Source organism: Methylomonas sp. MS20 (assembly GCF_050275925.1).
In the GTDB taxonomy this organism is placed as follows: Bacteria; Pseudomonadota; Gammaproteobacteria; order Methylococcales; family Methylomonadaceae; genus Methylomonas; species Methylomonas koyamae_A.
In genome coordinates this window covers 4437728-4454952 of the sequence record NZ_CP189962.1, presented here as the reverse complement: position 1 = coordinate 4454952, position 17225 = coordinate 4437728, and the positions used below count along the sequence as shown (strand labels likewise).

The window sequence follows — 17225 nt, the reverse complement described above, 5'->3', positions numbered from 1 at the left end:
CGGGGTTCCAAACATGACACAGTGCGAACAGGGTTCGGAAGAACAACGCTTGGGGCCATTGTGCGTTAACGATTTCGGGGAGCGGTACTATTACAACCTGAATCGGCACGGCTTCGATAAGGTTAGCGCCGAGGTGCTATTCGATACGAAGTTCGGCAAGGCTTTGTTCGAAGAAGACGCGTTAAACGTCATAATCGGCACCGATTCCGGTTTACTGCTTCGTTATTTGCAAGCGAGGCCGCTACCTAACGGAACCCGCTATCTGTTTATCGAACCGGAGTCGGTACTAGCGGCGCTCGGCGCTAACGGTTTATTGACGGATATGGACGAGCGTATGGCCTGTATCGCGATGAGCGATTGGGTGGACGCTATCGGTCGCTTTAAGATTACCGACTATTTCTATATCGATGCGGTCCGGTCATACAATGCAATCTGCGCCCAGGACGATTATATCGAGGAATATGCCGAGCTGAGTTGGCATGTTACCGAACTATTGTCGCAACTGCATTGGCAGACCAGCGTCGAATTAGGCGCGGAGGCATTCATTGCCCGGCAAATCCATAACATTGCCGACAACAAATTGCCCGCCAAATTGTTGGCGGGGGCCTTCGCCGGTAAAACTGTGGTTCTGTTGGCCGGCGGCCCGTCCTTGGATAGCGCGCTGCCTTGGGTCAGGACCCATCGCGACCGTTTGGTCGTTTTTGCCGTTTCCAGGATCGCCCGACAATTGTTGCAAGCCGATCTATTTCCCGACTTCATTTTTTCGGTCGATCCGACCGAACTTAGCTTCGATATTAGCAAGGAAATGCTGGAATTCGACGAGCGTACCGTTTTCGTCTGTTCCCATCACACCGTGCCTACCCTGTTAAATCAATGGCGAGGCCTGGCCTTGTACTTAGGCGATCGCGTGCCTTGGACCAGCGATCTGAATTGCCCCAACCTGGAAAGCGTTGGACCGACCGTGACGAACACAGCACTGCAGGTGGCTTATCGTTTTGGCTTCCGGCGAATCGTACTGGCCGGTGTTGATTTATGTTTTACCCGCGACGGCTTTACCCATGCCAAAGGCAGCAACGAAGCGCTGGCCGGGCCGCGCTTTAATTTGACGTCCCTGCAAGTGCAGACAAACGCCGGCGGCATGGCGCCGACCAGTTGCGACTTTGCCCAAGCGATACACTCGCTAGCGTTGCAAGCCCGTCATCTATCCGCCGCCGGTTGCGACATCGTCAACGTGTCCGAGCACGCCGCCAAAGTCGACGGCATAGGCTATGTAGCGCTTGCAGAACTCGATTTGCCGCAAACAGCGGTTGATGTAGCCGACATTGTTCAATCACGCCTGGCGGGTTCCGACCAGGAAGCCGCGTATTACGTCAAGGCCTTGACGGATTTGCGTAGAGCGCGATTTCAGATTCGCTCCATCGCCAAACTGGTGGAAGACGCCCGACGTATCAACGACGCGATGTACAACGAACACGGCGTGATTGGTGAGTACAAGGACAAGCAGAAGCTCGATAAAATCGAGAAAAAGCTCAAACGCGAACACCGCCACTACAGCCGCTTGGTTAAGAAGTTCGGCATACGCCGTTTTATCAAGCTGGCGAAACCGTTTAACGACCAGGATTGGACCGCCGAAGAGGCAAAACAGCTTGGTAACGTATTTTACGATGCCTATCGCGACGGCGCGGCTAAGCTGCTGCAGTTGATCGAAGCCTCGATCGACAGAGTATTGGCCAGGCAACAGGAGCTGGCCTTGCATCCGGATTTTAGCGTATTGATTGGTCAAGCCCGTAAGGATCGAAGTTTCGGTCGCGTCCGTTTATGGCGCCGGCGTTTCGCGGCGGAATTAATCCCGGCGGCGCTGCAACACGAGCTGGCCGAATTGGATAGCGCCTATCTACGGGTACTGCACGATAGGGAAACCCGGCATTTTGTTCAAGCCAAAGGCCAAAGCAGCTTGCAAAACCTGAGGCAACGGGCGGGGATGCTATTCAAACACCAAAAAGTCGAAGAATTGGCGGACTTGCGAAATAGTCTGCGAAAACACCCTGAACCGGAAAATGTCGCGCCGTATCAAGCACTGATAACCGGTTATTTGGCTGAGTTGGCACGCGATCACGATGCGGCGCTGGATGCGTATCGCCAGATTGTCGACGGTGGGGACTCGTTGTTGGAAGAAGCGCTGGCACGCATCGTCGTGATCGCGGTCGAATGCGATGACGTGTATCAGGCCAATCTGGCGTTGGAGTGCCTGGCGCGGTTGAATCCGCTTTACCAGCCTTGGTATGCCGAGATTCAGCGCTTACACGGCGACATTCTGGTGGCGATCGACACTTACAATGCCTACATTCGCAGGTTTCCGGACGATAGCGCCGCTCAGTTGAAATTGGCGCGTTTATATCTGGATCAGGGTATTTACGAAGCGGCTGAATTGATGCTCGATCACTTGTTGACGAACAAGCCGGGATTGGAGGCGGCCTTGGCGATGCGCTTGCAATTAGCCAAAATCAGAGCCGACTCGGCGGTTGGTTCGGCGGATGTCGGTTGAGAAAACTACAGCGTCGCCGATAAGGTCGCCTGTTCCGACGGCGAATTGAAGGATCGGTTTAGTCAGGGGGAAGCCGCGTACCAACCATCTACTCAAGGACGCCGGCAATGGACGTTTTGTGGTCCAAACTAACTGTGACGCGCACGATTAACAACGACTGGCGATTACCTTGCTGGCGGAGTAAGGCATTCGACGTGTGGCTGCCCAGCCCGGCCCGGCAATCGAGATGGCGTAAGTTCTATTATCTGTTTAGTCGCCCGAGGTTCGATTTTAAGTCAACATTAAGTGTCGCGGCGCATGCTCTGGTCCAAGCACCCAGGAAAAGGAGCTATGCGATGAACACTTTGAAATTCATGATTGTTGGCTTGATATTTTCGTCAGCGGTTAGCGCCGACGGTCACGGTTGGCATCACGGCCACCACCACCATGGGCACGGCCCGATAATTCGGGAGCGGATCATCTACATGCCGCCTAGAGTTGTCGAGTACGTACCGGTACCTCGCTATTATGCACCGCCGCCACCGCCGGTCTATTACCGTTACGAACAGCGTTCACCGACAGGACTATTGGGTGGCGTGGTCGGCGGGGCGATGGGTTATCAGTTCGGTGGCGGCGATCCGTTGGCGGCCGGCGTTGGCGCGGCGGCGGGTGCTTGGTTGGGTAACGGGCGTTACTAGCCGGTCGGTTTCCGATGTGCTATGGATTAGTCGACGCTTAAGGCCGCGAGAAAACGGTCGAAAGCTAAGCCCATCGCCGGCAGAATGCTGAGCAAGCGATGATCGGCGTCGTACAGATGCAAACGGGCGCCGTGTTCCCGACAAAATCGCCAGGCATGTTCCGGCGGGACCACGTCGTCCCGCCAGCCGTGAAAGACTTCGATATTCGTAGTCCCCGGTGCGAAACGGTCGCGGGCGTACCCCGGCAGATAGAAGGCGGGCGCGATCAGGAACAAGCCGTGCGGATTCAGTGTTTCGGCGGCGACCGTGGCGACGTAGGCACCCATGCTCGAACCGACCAAGACCAGCTTATCGTAGGTAGGCAAATTTTCGGCCAGCAGTCGGGAAACCCGCCAGTCCGGATCGTTATTGGGCCGATAATCGATGCTTTCGAAACGAAACCCGCGCCGCTCGGCGACGTCGGCCAGTGCCAAGGCCTTCTCGCCCCAGGGAATACTGTCCATGCCGTGGTTGTAGATGACTAAGTGTTTCATAGAGACGGGTAACGTTATTTCCGCAAAATCAGATGGCTTAGCAAGCTCAGCAACAGGCTGACGACCAGCATCGACGTGATCGGAATGAAGACTCGACTGTTTTCGGTTTGAATCGAAATATCGCCGGGTAGTTTGCCGAACCAATTCAACAGCCAAGGCGCATGGCTTATTGCCAAGCCGAGCAATAACAGACCGGCGCCGGCAATCGTCAAAATTTTGCCTACCATTAGATTATCCTCCGCCTTTTCAGGCGGACTGCGTTTCAGGCCCAAATCGGCCGGGAGTTTTAATGCGGACTATGCAGGCCGTGCAAGCGGATATTACCACGTTGGCGGTGGATGCCGTCGTCAATGCCGCGAACGCCTCGCTGCAGGGTGGCGGAGGGGTAGACGGTGCGGTACACCGGGCCGCCGGTCCGGCGTTGTTGGCCGCCTGTCGCCGCTTGGACGGCTGTCAGGTTGGGCAGGCGAAACTTACCGAAGGGTTCGGCTTACCGGCCAAATTCGTCATTCATACGGTCGGTCCGGTCTGGCGAGGCGGTTCGCATCGAGAAGCCGAACTACTGGCCGCGTGTTACCACAATTCGTTGACGTTGGCCGGCGAGCACGCTTTGTCGTCTATCGCCTTTCCCTGCATCAGTACCGGCGCTTACGGTTTTCCGATACTAGCGGCCGCCGAAGTAGCGGTAGCGGCGGTTAACGAATTTTTCGACGCAGTGCATTACGATGCCGACGTGATTTTTTGCTGTTTCGGCGCGGCCGAACTGGCGATATATCGGCATTTGCTGGAGCGGGTTTGATCTCATTCGGCAATCGCCACGACTTGCGCGAAGCCGCCGCCGGGGGTCCGGAAGTTGGTGGTTTGGCCTTGATAGAGCCGGGCACAGACCAATTGAGTTTCGCCCCGATACACGTAGTGGCGCAAATCCAGTTTCAAATCGCCGCTGTCCAGGCGGCGTTCGCTGGGTAGGACGATCGACTGGGCAACGTAATCGTTTTGCAGAATGTCCTCGAACACCCGTTTGGTCAGTTTATCCCCCCGATATGCCGCTTTGCTACCGTAGCCGCGGGCGGGCTTGAAGAATAGCCGTTTGCGTTCCGCCCACAAGGCAGCGGCGTTTTCCGATGCGACGGCTATGGTTTTGGCGACGCCTTCGCGCAATACGGCCCGGGTTTGACTATCCACGCCCAGGGTTCGTAAATAATCGTCGTCGCTCAGCAAGATCAGATTGCGCTTGTCGGCGTATAAGGCGTGGTTTCTCGGGTGAGGTGTGACCACGGCGGCGCCGGCCAGGTATGTCGCGCGTAATGCCGCATGTTGGGGTTCGTCCAGGCCGAAATCGGTCAAGCGGTTGTAGATCAGGTCGATTCGTGTTTGCTGGTGCCAGACGCCGCCGTCCCGATATTCCAGAGCACTGGGGTCGAGAATCCAGGCTTGCAAACCGTGCGCTTCGAACAGTTGTTTGAACAGCAAAAACTCCGGATACAAGTATTGTTGTTCGGGTTGCTCGTCGACGATGGCGATGGTCCGCAGCGCTTGAATCCCGCGTTCCGCGCGCCACTCGCTGAGAAACATCTCGACGAAGGCCGCTTCCGGCGCGGGCGGAGTTATGGGCGGGCGGCCCGGTTGCCGATGGTCGGCGACTTCGCAGCAAGTGTCCTGGGCGCGGATCAGCAGGGCATTGATCAGCGCACCGCCGGCGTTGCTATTGATCTCGATCAAACGTGGGCCATCGGTGCCTAGATGGAAGTCGTAACCCAGAAATACACCGGTAGCTTGGGTTTGGTGAGCGGCACTCAGCGGCGCGCGGCTCAATACCTGTTCCCGAAACGCCGGTAATGCGATTACCCGTTCCAGTGCGGCAATGATTTCCGCTTGCCGATCCAGATCCGATTGACTGACGAATACCGGTACGTCGGCGCACAAATGCGGCCGCTCCTCGGTCAGCATGCGGTACAGTGCATCGCCGTTCATCGAGTCCGCTAGTGATTTGCGCAAGGCCTTACGGTTTAACGAAGCGCAGCGGCAGGAGCCGTTCAATTGTTCGGCGCGAAAGGGAATAGTGGCGATAGGCGAAAGCGGCATGGGCATGGGCATCGGTATTCCGTGGTGGAAGGCGGTTTCGGATTCTGGAAGTTCGGCGTTTTCCGCCGGCATTTCGCTTGGACTGTTCATTGACGGATTATTTCCGCGGGCGCAAAGTTCGAGCCGCGACGATAGCGCGGGTCGAGCCGAACCGAACGCCGGTTAAGGAAATTTGACCGGCCGCCAAAAGTCGCGGAAGATTAGAGAATAGCGATATGTCGGTCAAGCAGCATTTGCGTTTTCAGGCATGCCTTCTGTTGGGGCGTTAGGACGGTTTCGATCAATTTGTACTGGAGTCGCGGGATGAAACAGAAAAAACCACTGGAAGCAGGCGCGGAAATGCCGCAAAAGAAAATCCGTAAACCTAAGTCGGCGAGGATGGCGCCGCCGACCAACGGCGAAATACTGGTTAAAGGTGTGGTGATGGGCATTGTGATTTCCGGCATCAGCCATGCCAGTCGGAGTATCGCCAAAGCTTTTGTCAGGCGCCCGCTGGGCTTGTTCGTGGCAGGCATTGCCAGCGGCTATTTCGCGCACAAATACCGCAAGGAATTACTGACCGTCAGTGGCCGCACCGCCGTGGAGAGTAGAAATTTCATTTTGCGACAAAAAGAGAATTTGGGCGATCTGATTGCCGAAATTCGCGATCCGGACCGCGACGGCGACCGTTAAAGCGATACTTGCGCCGGTTTATACTGGCGTTTGACCTTTTTCGCGGTAGATTGGCGTTTAGTCCAACCGGATATAGAACTCACTACGTCATGGTTATTCATCGCCTTCACCGATCTCAGCATCTGAATGTGGCTCCCGAACAGGCTTGGCGTTTTTTCTCGTCGCCTCAGCATCTCAACGCGATTACCCCGGATTTTTTTCACGTCGATATTGCCTCGCCGGTGCCCGAGGAAATTTATCCTGGTTTACTGATTGCATACCGAATGCGCGCGGTTTTCGGATGGCCGATGGCTTGGTTGTCCGAAGTGTGCTATTGCGAACCGCCGCGACGTTTTGTCTATCAGCAGCGCGTCGGTCCTTTCGCTTTCTTTAGCCACGAAGTAGTCGTGACGCCTTGCCGAAGCGGAGTAGAAGTGGCGGACATCGTGTTTTACTCGATGCGCTGGGGCTGGATGGGTGAATTGTTGCATTACTGCCTGATCGGAATGCGATTACAGCGGATTTTCCAGTGGCGGGCCGAGGTGTTGCAAGCGCGTTGGCCGTTGCCGGCCGTTACTCTTTCAGAAGATTGACTTTTTCCCGCGACAAGCATTAAATCGAATCCTCTCGAATTCATTGCGGAGGCGAGCGACATGGTTGAATCAGACAGTTATCCGTTACAGGCCGGCAATCGAGTCGCCGGTATAGTCGAGCATCTGGACCGCGACGTCGAACGCGGCGAGGATCTGGTGATGTTGGGATATGGTCTCGTGCTGCTGGCGCCGATATTCGCGCCGTTGCTACCGCCGAAAATTCTGTTACCGTTGATGGCCCTGGTGTTTGCGGTGTCGGCAACGGTTGCGCGATGGCATTTTGCCAAAATGGCTAAAAAACTGGCGGTGTCCTCGGCCGGACTGGAGCAACGCGAACTGTGTCAATTGCAGCCGATTGCCGAGGTGTTTGCCGAGCACCCCAGGCAAACCTTGGCGGTGGCGTTCAATCCGTTACGGAATCTGTCGAGGACCGCTAAAAGCGTGCTCGGCGGCATGCTGGTCAACCCGTTCTGGGGACCGATTTTCTACATGTTGGGCTTGCAGTTTGTCGAGGACCGGCATTTTTATCTACTTAACCGTGCCGTTCTCGGCATCGAGCAGAAATTGGGGCGGATACCGATTCGCGATTGAATTCCTTATGGCCGCCACTTTCAGGCTATTGTCCTAAAGTACGGTTATGCACAAAAGCTGTGGATAAGTTTGTGATTAAGCGGTTGCCAATCGCCGCCATTCGCCGTTGCCATTAGGCTGTCATCAAATTGACCAAATTTTGCGCAAGCATTTTTTGACTATGCTTAGTAGGGTTAATCACGGCGTCGAAAACTTTACCGGTCGGAGAGCCTCGCGCAGCCGCTAAAGTTTGCTACGCCCGACCCAGTCCGCCGGCGAATCGGAGAGGGACGCCAGCGAATTCAGAGGCTGCCGCCGGGCGGCGCCATTCACCTTAGCATCAAGGTTGTGTCATGGAAAATCCTCGAACGCTTACGATAGACGGAAATCAGGCCGCGGCGACTATCGCCCACAAACTCAACGAAGTCATCGCCATATATCCGATTACGCCGTCCTCGGCGATGGGCGAATGGGCCGACGAGTGGTCGGCGCGCGGTCAGGTCAATTTATGGGGTACGGTGCCGCGCGTCATCGAGATGCAGAGCGAGGCCGGCGCCGCCGGCGCGATACACGGCGCTTTGCAGGCCGGTACGCTGGCGACGACGTTTACCGCGTCGCAAGGCCTGTTGCTGATGCTGCCGAACATGTACAAAATTGCCGGCGAACTGAGTCCGGCGGTGTTTCACATCGCCGCCCGCTCGTTGGCTTGCCAGGGCTTGTCGATCTTCGGCGACCATAGCGACGTGATGTCGGCGCGGATGACCGGTTTCGCGATGCTGTGCTCCAACTCACCCCAGGAAGTCCAGGATTTGGCATTGATCGCTCACGCGGTCTCGTTGGAAAGCCGAATTCCGTTCATGCATTTCTTCGACGGCTTCCGCACTTCGCACGAGGTGGCGAAGATCGTCGAAGTCGGCGACGACGTGATTCGGGCGATGATAGACGACGCCTGGGTTGCCGCGCATCGTAACCGGGCGCTGACGCCGGATCGGCCGGTACTGCGCGGCACCGCGCAAAATCCCGACGTGTATTTTCAAGGCCGCGAATCGGTCAATCCGTTTTACGCGGCGCTACCGGAGATCGCCCAGCGGGCGATGGATCGGTTCGCCGGTTTGACTGGCCGCCAATACCGCTTGTTCGATTACGTCGGCTCGGCGCAAGCCGAGCGGGTGATCGTGCTGCTGGGTTCCGGGGCCGAGGCGGCCGAGGAAACCCTGGATTTTCTGAACCGGCAAGGCGAACAGGTCGGCTTGCTGAAAGTGCGCCTGTACCGGCCGTTTGCCGCCGATAGGCTGATCGCAGCCTTACCGGCCAGTTGCCGCAGAATCGCGGTGCTGGATCGGACTAAGGAGCCGGGCAGCGACGGCGAGCCCTTGTACAAAGACGTGCTGGCGGCGCTGGTTCAGGATTTTGCCGCCAGCGGCAAATTCGCCGCTTTGCCGCGAGTGGTCGGCGGTCGTTACGGCTTGTCCTCCAAGGAATTCACGCCGGGCATGGTCAAGGCGGTCTACGACGAACTCAAGCGCGAAAGGCCCAAGCATCAATTTACCATCGGCATACTCGACGACGTCGGCCATACCAGTTTGGACTGGGACGCCGATTTTCGTACCGACGCCCATGCCGATACCTTTCAGGCGATGTTTTACGGCCTGGGCAGCGACGGCACCGTCAGCGCCAACAAAAATACGATCAAGATCATCGGCGAGGAAACCGATTGGCACGCCCAGGGTTATTTCGTGTACGACTCGAAAAAATCCGGCGCGATCACCGTGTCGCATTTGCGCTTCGGGCCCAAGCAAATTCGCTCGACGTATCTGATCGGCCGGGGCGACGCTCGCTTCATCGGTTGCCATCAAACCATCTTCCTGGAACGTTACGATATGTTGGCTAACGCCGCCGACAACGCGGTGTTTCTGTTGAATAGCGCCGAGCCGGCCGATCGCATCTGGCACAGCCTGCCGGCGACGATGCAGCGGCAGATGTTGGAAAAACGCATCCGCTTTTATGTGATCGACGCCTATGCGGTCGCCGAACAATGCGGCATGGGCAAGCGCATCAATACCATCATGCAAACCTGCTTTTTTGCGATTTCCGGGGTCTTGCCGCAACAGCAGGCGATCGCGGCGGTCAAGCATGCGGTCGAAAAAACCTACGGCAAGAAAGGTCAGCGTATCGTCGAACTCAACTTCAAGGCCATCGACGAAACCCTGTCCGGCCTGCACCAAGTGATGTTGCCGGGGCGGGTCGACAGTACCTTCGACTTGCAGGCGCCGGTCGCCGCCAACGCGCCGGATTTCGTGCGCCGGGTCACCGGCGAAATCATCGCCGGCCGCGGTGACGCGTTGCCGGTCAGCGCGATGCCGGCCGACGGCACCTTCCCGACCGGTACCGCCGCCTACGAAAAACGCAATCTGGCGCTGGCGATCCCGGTCTGGGAAACCGATTTATGTACCCAGTGCGGCAAGTGCCCTATGGTTTGCCCGCACGCGGCAATCCGCAGCAAAATCTTTCCGACCCCTGCGGTGGCCGACGCGCCGGCCACCTTCAAGCATGCGGCGATGCTGGGCAAGGACTTTCCGGCCGGCTTGTCGATCAGCTACCAAGTGGCGCCTGAGGATTGCACCGGTTGCGGCTTGTGCGTGGATATTTGCCCGATACGCGACAAATCCAACGCCAGCCGCAAGGCGCTGAACATGGCGCCGCAGGCCCCGCTGCGCGAGCCGGAAAGCCAAAACTGGGATTATTTTTTGGGTCTGCCGGAATACGACCGGCGCTTGATCAAGACCAGCACGATCAAGGGAGCGATGGTGCTGCAACCCTTGTTCGAATTTTCCGGTGCTTGCGTCGGTTGCGGCGAAACCCCTTATGTCAAATTGGCCTCGCAACTGTTCGGCGATCGGATGATCGTCGCCAATGCCACCGGTTGTTCGTCGATTTACGGCGGCAATCTGCCGACCACGCCTTGGACCAAAAACGCAGACGGCCGCGGTCCGGCCTGGAGCAACTCGCTGTTCGAGGATAACGCCGAGTTCGGCCTGGGAATGCGGGTGGCGATCGACAAGCAGGCCGAACAAGCCGCCGAGTTGTTGCTGAGTCTGCGCGAAGTGCTGGGCGGCGAATTGGTGGACGGACTGCTGCACGCCGACCAGTCCGACGAAGTCGGTGTCTACGAGCAGCGCCAGCGCATCGGCGAATTGAAGCAGCATTTGCCGTCCTTGAACCAACCGGCCGCCCGAGCCTTGCTGCCGCTGGCCGACTATTTATGCAAAAAAAGCGTGTGGATCATCGGCGGCGACGGCTGGGCCTACGACATCGGTTACGGCGGCTTGGATCACGTGTTGGCCAGCGGGCGCGACGTCAATATTTTGGTGCTGGATACCGAAGTCTATTCCAACACTGGCGGCCAGACGTCCAAGGCCACGCCGCTTGGCGCGGTCGCGAAGTTTTCGGCCGGCGGCAAGGCTACCGCGAAGAAAGACCTGGCGCTGTTGGCGATGGATTACGGCAACGTCTACGTCGCTCATGTGGCCTACGCCGGCAAGGATACCCAGACCATCAGCGCTTTTCTGGAGGCCGAGGCCCACGACGGGCCGTCCATCATCATCGCCTATGCGCCGTGTATCGCCCACGGCGTGGATATGTCCAACAACCACCGCCAGCAAAATCTGGCGGTCAAGAGCGGGCATTGGCCGCTGTTCCGCTTCGATCCGGCCAAGATCAAGCAAGGCAAGAATCCGATGCATCTGGATTCGGCCGAGCCTTCGATTCCGTATCGCGACTTCGTGATGAGCGAAACCCGCTTCAGCATGCTTTGGCAAACCCATCCCGACGATGCGGAAGCCTTCTTGCAACAGGCACAACAGGACGTGAAAAACCGCTACCGCTATTACCAACAATTGGCGGCGCTGGATTGGAGTCAGGCCGCCAGTGTGGCCGCCGCCAAGGCCCAGATCAAAGCCGACATTGCCCCGGAGAGCCAACATGGTTGATTTGACGACTGAATATCTGGGCCTGAAGTTGGCTCACCCGCTGGTGCCGTCGGCATCGCCGCTGGCCAAGGATCTGGACGGCGCCCGCCGCTTGCAGGATGCCGGCGCGTCGGCCATCGTGATGCCGTCGTTGTTCGAGGAAAAAATCGAAGCCGAGCAATTGCAGATGGAACGGTTTTACTACGGCCAAGCCCTAGGATATGGCGAAGCCGACAGCTTTCATCCGGTGCCGGATCAGATCAAAACCTATCAAGAGCGCTATCTCGAGCACTTGCATAAGTTGAAAGGCGAGTTAAGCATCCCGGTGATTGCCAGCCTGAACGGTACTTCGCTGGGCGGTTGGCTGGAATACGGGGTGGCGTTGCAACAGGCCGGGGCCGACGCGCTGGAACTGAATATCTACCATCTGGCGGCCAACGCCGAGGATGACAGCGAAGCGGTCGAGGAGCGTTATCTGCATATACTGCGGGAGCTGAAAAGCCAGATCGACATTCCGTTGACGCTGAAGCTATCGCCGCAATTCAGTTCGCCGCTGCATTTCGTGCGGCGGTTGGCGACGGCCGGCGCGGACGGCGTTGCGCTGTTCAACCGGTTTTACCAGTCGGATATCGATCTGGATACACTGCAAGTCGTGCCGAAACTGGAATTGTCCACGCCGGCCGAAGCCTTGCTGCGGATACGCTGGACCGCGTTAATGTACGGGCGAGTCAATTTGTCGCTGGCGGTAACGGGCGGCTTTCATCGCGGCGAGGATGTGGTCAAGGCCTTGCTGGCCGGCGCCGACGTCGTGCATTTGTGCAGTGTGTTGCTGGAGCACGGTGCCGACCGGCTGACCGATTTGCTTGACGAATTGCTGATCTGGCTACGCGAGCACGAATATACCTCGGTCGCGCAAATGAAGGGTAGCGTCAGTCAACAACATGCCATAGACCCAAGTGCCTACGAGCGCGCCAACTATGTGCAGGTGCTGGACAGTTATACGCCGGCCGTCGGCGTGCTGCGCTAGTTTTTGCGTGCGGGACCTGGACGAGTTGTTCGCGGCCTTGTCGAGGGCCAGATTCCGCGCCCAATTTCGCTTGCCGGACAAGGATTTGAAATACCTGCGCGACAAGGGCCTGGACACGGTGTTACGGCATGCCGACGATTTCGTCGCCAAGCGTCTGGCCGCCGCCGAACCGGTCAACGACGGCAAGCAAACCCCGTATCGGGGCCACCCGGTTTTCGTCGCTCAGCACGCCACCGCCTGTTGTTGCCGAACATGCCTGGAAAAATGGCATCGCATTCCGCGCGGCAGAGTTTTGACCGAGCTTGAACGCGCTTATATTCGCGAGGTGCTGGGCCGCTGGTTGTCGGGATATCTGTTCGGTCCGTCTTAAGCGGGGGCGAACCGCTAGCCATCCGCTGAAACCGCGCGTTATCGACTAAACTGACGGGGTGTGGCCGGCCGGCCTACTTTGAACGGCGGAGGGCATTGGCCCGGAGACGCGATGCTCGAACATTTCTTCCTGGAACCCAGCGACTTATCTTACGGCTTGATGCATGGGCACTTAGATCTTGCGATGGTCGCGTGTTCGGTGCTGATCGCGGTGTTCGCGTCGTTTTGCGCATTGGAAACCATGGCGCGCCAGTCTCACGGTCGGCGTCGAATTTGGTTATTGGCCGGAGCGTTGATGTTGGGTGGTGGCGTCTGGGCCATGCACTTTATCGGGATGTTGGCGTTTCGTTTGGAAGTGCCGGTCGGCTACGACCCCTGGTTGACCTTGCTTTCGTTAGTGCCTGGGATCGTCGCGGCGGGGGCGGCGTTGCGCACGTTGGCGGATAGCGGCGATTCGGCGACGGGAAAAATCCTCGGCGGCGCGATTTTGGCGGCCGGGATCGGCGTGATGCACTTCACCGGCATGGCGGCCGTCCGATTGGATGGCGCCTTGCGCTACGACCGTAGCTTGTTCGTGGCCTCGTTGCTGGTCGCCGTGTTGCTGGCGATTACCGCGATGTTGTTAAAGCCCTGGCTGAGCCGGCAGCGCCGGGCGGGGTCGCGCGCGAATTGGCTGCCGTCCCTGCTAGGCGGAGTCTGCCTGGGCGGCGCGATTTCCGGTATGCATTACGTGGCGATGGCCGCGGCCAATTTTGTCCGGCGGCCGGCGCAAACCTTGGCGGAATCGGCTGTGACGGTGGACTCGGCCGGCATGGCGATTGGGGTTGCGGTCGTTGTCACGCTCTTGATCGTCGGCGGCGCGACCGTGACTTTTCTGATCGGGCGAATTACCTCGGAACGCTGTCGAATTCAGGCAATTTTGGCATCGACCAGCCAGGGCTTGTTGATGCTGGATCGGGCTGGGGTCGTCACCGGCACCAATCCGGCTATGTTGAGCATGCTTGGTCTCACCGACCCCGAGGTCGTGGGTCGTTCGTTTCGGGATTGGATTGCTTCAGGCGACGCCGACGTGCTACGCGGCGGTTACCGGGGCGAGGTCGGCTTGCGGCGCGCCGATGGTTCAATATTGCCTTGTCTGGCATACGGCAACGATGTCATCGATGAACGCGGCGGCTTGTGGTACCGGTTTGTGTTATTCAGCGATATTTCCGAGCGTAAGCGGCACGAAGCCGATATTCGCGCCAATCAGCAGCGCTTGCTGGACATTCTGGATTTCAGCCCGATCGCAGTGCGGATCGCGACTCGACAGGGTCGGGAAGTGGTGTTTTACAACCAGCGCTACGGGGAGGTTATCGACAATGTCGACGCGACCGGCGACGATCCCGGTCGCTACTACACCCGCCCGGAGGAGTACCGGGAAATCTTGGCGGAATTGGCCGAAGGCCGGTGCGTGATGGACAGGCAGGTCGAAATCCGTACCCGCAATGGCCGCACCTTGTGGATGTTGGCGTCTTATATGCCGATCGTGTATCGGGACGAAGAGGCCGTGCTGGGCTGGTTCTACGACATTACCGAGCGCATCGAAGCACAGTGCCAGTTGACCCGGCAGTTGCAAGTGCAACGCGACATCGAAGAGTCGTTGCGAATTGCCAACGCCGAACAGCGGGCGATTTTCGACTCGGCGTCGTCCGGCATTGCGCTGCTGCGCGTCGAGATCGTTTTGCGCTGCAATCGGCAACTGGAAAGCATCTTCGGCTACTCGCCGGGCGAATTGGACGGCCGCTCGACCCATTTGTGGTATGCCGACGACGAGTCTGACCGGATCGGCGGCGAGGCTGCCGACCGAGACATGCTGAACGGTGGCAGCTATAGGCGCGAGCAACAACTGCTGCGCCGCGACGGCAGTCTGTTCTGGGCGCGGGTGACGGCGCGGGCGCTGGACGGCGTCGATCCCGCCAACGGCGTTGTCGCTTTGGTGGATGACATCGGCATCGAACGCGAAGCGGCGGAGGCCTTGCGCAAAGCCAAGGAGCTGGCTGAAGACGGGGCCAAAATGAAGGCGGATTTCTTGGCGAATATGAGCCACGAAATTCGCACGCCGATGAATGCGATCATCGGTTTGAGTCATTTGGCCTTGAAAACCGAACTTAGCAGCCAACAACGCGACTACTTACAGCGCATCCAGGCATCCAGCCACCATTTGCTTGGCATCATCAACGACATCCTGGATTTCTCTAAGATCGAGGCCGGCAAATTAGCGGTCGAAAATATCGAGTTCGATCTGGAGAGGATGCTGGACACCGTGACCGGCCTGGTGCGGGGTAAGGCCGACGAAAAAGGCTTGGAGCTGATCTGCGACGTGGCGGAAGATGTGCCGATGGTGTTGATCGGCGATCCGCTACGCTTGGGGCAGGTGTTGATCAATTTCGGTTCCAATGCGGTGAAATTTACCGAACACGGCGAAGTCTCCGTCGTGATACGCAAGGACCGGGATAGCGGGCGGGAAGTCAAGCTGCGCTTCGCGGTGCGGGATACCGGTATTGGTCTATCAGGTGAGCAAATTCACGCGCTGTTTCAACCGTTTCGGCAAGGCGATAGTTCGACGACGCGCAAATACGGCGGTACCGGCCTCGGATTGGCGATCTGTAAAAAACTGATCGAATTGATGGGCGGCGAAGTCGGCGTGGACTCGGAGCCGGGCCGAGGCGCGGAATTCTGGTTTACGGTGTGGTTGGGCAAGGGCAAGGAGCGATCCAAGCCGCTGGCCCGGCCGGATTTGCGCGGGAAGCGTTTGCTGGTCGTGGACGACAACGAAAACGCCCGCTCGGTGCTGGTGTCGTTGCTGACCGGCATGTTATTTTCGGCGGATCAGGCCGATTCGGCGGAAACCGCTGTCGCCGCGATCCGCGAGGCGATCAAGGTCGACCGACCGTATGAACTGATTTTCGTGGATTGGCAGATGCCGAAGACCGACGGCATCGCGTTAGCCGGTAACATTCTCGGCATGGGCCTGACTCCGCGCCCCAAGTTGATCCTGGTGACGGCCTACGATCGTCAGGAAGTGTTGGCGGGGGCGAGCGTGGCCGGCATCGACGAAGTACTGATCAAGCCGGTCAACGCTTCATCCCTGTTCGACAGCGTGATTCGAGCGCTGGCTGGCGGTCCCGCGCCGCAATTGGTTTCTGAGTCGATGCCGTTGCCGACTGCGGATTGCGCGGGGCGACTGTTGCTGGTCGAAGACAACGAAATGAATCAGCAGATTGCCCGCGAGTTGTTGCAGAGCTGGGGCTACCGGGTGGATGTGGCCGGCGACGGCGCGGAAGCGCTGACCAAATTGCAAGGCGACAGTTACGACGCGGTGCTGATGGACATGCAAATGCCGATCATGAACGGCGTCGAGGCCACTCGCGAGATTCGCAAAATCCCGGAATTGGTGGATTTGCCGGTGTTGGCGATGACCGCCAACGCGATGTCGCAAGACCGCGACGAGTGCCTGGCGGCGGGGATGAACGACCACATTGCCAAACCGATCGAGCCGGACGATTTACTGGCCTTGTTACAACGTTGGCTGGTGCGGCCGCCGAGAAGGCCGCCTGAGCCGACGGCGCGCTCGCCGGTGCCGGAAAACGTGCCTGGCTTGGATAGCGCGGCCGGCTTGCGGCGCATGTTGGGAGAAACCGACTTCTATTTGGCCATGCTGAAAAAATTCGTCGAAGGTCAGGCCGACGCCGCCGAGGCGATCGGCGCGGCCTTGACCGGCGGCGATCGCGAGACCGCGCGGCGCCGGGCGCATACCTTAAAAGGCTTGGCCGGCAACATCGGTGCATTGCCGGTCGCGGAACTGGCGGAGCAATTGGAATCCCGTTTGCGCGGCGGCGAGGCGCTGGACGCATTCGCTCCGCTGTTGGCCGCTATCGGCGATCAACTCCAGGTGCTGTCGGCGGGTTTGCAACCCTGGTTGCCGGAAGAGGCGGCGGTGGAGGCGCCGCCGCCGCCCGCCGCGGGCGAATTTCAGACTGCGTTAAACCGGCTGAAGGCGCTGCTCGGCGACGACGATGCCGAGTCCGGCGATTATCTGGCGGCAAATGCCCAGCTGTTTGCCGGCGCGTTTCCGCATCGGTATGCCGAACTGCGCAAAGCTGTCGACAACTTCGAGTTTGCCAAAGCCTTGGCACTATTGAACGAAACCGACGCGGAAACGGAGTAG

The 17225-nt window shown here is 58.5% G+C and carries 13 protein-coding genes; 10 read left to right on the top strand and 3 right to left on the bottom strand.

All coding sequences use genetic code 11. The features are described 5' to 3' along the window. The first annotated feature begins 13 nt into the window (after window positions 1-13). Both ACQE3D_RS20040 and ACQE3D_RS20035 read left to right on the top strand, forming a co-directional pair. A complete protein-coding gene (locus ACQE3D_RS20040) occupies window positions 14-2545 on the top strand; it encodes a 6-hydroxymethylpterin diphosphokinase MptE-like protein (protein ID WP_313730736.1) in 2532 nt (843 codons plus the stop codon). Window positions 2546-2880: 335 nt separating this feature from the next. Next, the gene (locus tag ACQE3D_RS20035; RefSeq protein ID WP_064030683.1) at window positions 2881-3222 is read left to right on the top strand and encodes a hypothetical protein; all 342 of its coding nucleotides are present in this window, start codon (window positions 2881-2883) and stop codon (window positions 3220-3222) included. Between the two features lie 26 nt (window positions 3223-3248). Here the strand turns inward: ACQE3D_RS20035 and ACQE3D_RS20030 are convergent, their stop codons facing one another. Next, on the bottom strand, window positions 3249-3755 hold the full coding sequence (locus tag ACQE3D_RS20030) for an alpha/beta hydrolase (RefSeq protein WP_313730737.1): 507 nt from the start codon (window positions 3753-3755) through the stop codon (window positions 3249-3251). Window positions 3756-3769: 14 nt separating this feature from the next. Next, window positions 3770-3982: a DUF2905 family protein gene (locus tag ACQE3D_RS20025; RefSeq protein ID WP_064030738.1), complete on the bottom strand. Its 213-nt coding sequence runs from the start codon at window positions 3980-3982 to the stop codon at window positions 3770-3772. A 62-nt stretch (window positions 3983-4044) separates the two neighbouring features. Here ACQE3D_RS20025 and ACQE3D_RS20020 point away from each other — a divergent pair, with 62 nt between their 5' ends. Continuing rightward, the gene (locus ACQE3D_RS20020) at window positions 4045-4554 is read left to right on the top strand and encodes an O-acetyl-ADP-ribose deacetylase (RefSeq protein WP_313730738.1); all 510 of its coding nucleotides are present in this window, start codon (window positions 4045-4047) and stop codon (window positions 4552-4554) included. Window positions 4555-4556: 2 nt separating this feature from the next. Here the strand turns inward: ACQE3D_RS20020 and ACQE3D_RS20015 are convergent, their stop codons facing one another. Then, window positions 4557-5930, bottom strand: coding sequence for a hypothetical protein (locus tag ACQE3D_RS20015; protein ID WP_313730739.1), 1374 nt, complete (start codon window positions 5928-5930; stop codon window positions 4557-4559). A gap of 213 nt (window positions 5931-6143) precedes the next feature. On the opposite strand from ACQE3D_RS20015, the gene ACQE3D_RS20010 reads away from it, so the two are divergent. From ACQE3D_RS20010 to ACQE3D_RS19980, 7 genes are all read left to right on the top strand, one after another. After that, on the top strand, window positions 6144-6512 hold the full coding sequence (locus ACQE3D_RS20010; protein WP_082885634.1) for a hypothetical protein: 369 nt from the start codon (window positions 6144-6146) through the stop codon (window positions 6510-6512). Between the two features lie 128 nt (window positions 6513-6640). After that, a complete protein-coding gene (locus tag ACQE3D_RS20005; protein ID WP_313730741.1) occupies window positions 6641-7084 on the top strand; it encodes an SRPBCC family protein in 444 nt (147 codons plus the stop codon). Window positions 7085-7144: 60 nt separating this feature from the next. Further along, the gene (locus tag ACQE3D_RS20000) at window positions 7145-7675 is read left to right on the top strand and encodes a hypothetical protein (protein WP_064030679.1); all 531 of its coding nucleotides are present in this window, start codon (window positions 7145-7147) and stop codon (window positions 7673-7675) included. 332 nt (window positions 7676-8007) lie between these two features. Further along, window positions 8008-11643, top strand: a complete 3636-nt coding sequence (gene nifJ, locus ACQE3D_RS19995) for a pyruvate:ferredoxin (flavodoxin) oxidoreductase (RefSeq protein ID WP_313730742.1) — start codon at window positions 8008-8010, stop codon at window positions 11641-11643. Continuing rightward, complete coding sequence (locus ACQE3D_RS19990) at window positions 11636-12649, top strand: dihydroorotate dehydrogenase-like protein (RefSeq protein WP_064030677.1); 1014 nt, start codon at window positions 11636-11638, stop codon at window positions 12647-12649. The genes nifJ and ACQE3D_RS19990 overlap by 8 nt, the downstream gene beginning before the upstream one ends. A 7-nt stretch (window positions 12650-12656) precedes the next feature. After that, window positions 12657-13019, top strand: a complete 363-nt coding sequence (locus ACQE3D_RS19985; protein ID WP_168032641.1) for a DUF4186 domain-containing protein — start codon at window positions 12657-12659, stop codon at window positions 13017-13019. Window positions 13020-13130: 111 nt separating this feature from the next. After that, window positions 13131-17225: a response regulator gene (locus ACQE3D_RS19980; protein ID WP_313730744.1), complete on the top strand. Its 4095-nt coding sequence runs from the start codon at window positions 13131-13133 to the stop codon at window positions 17223-17225.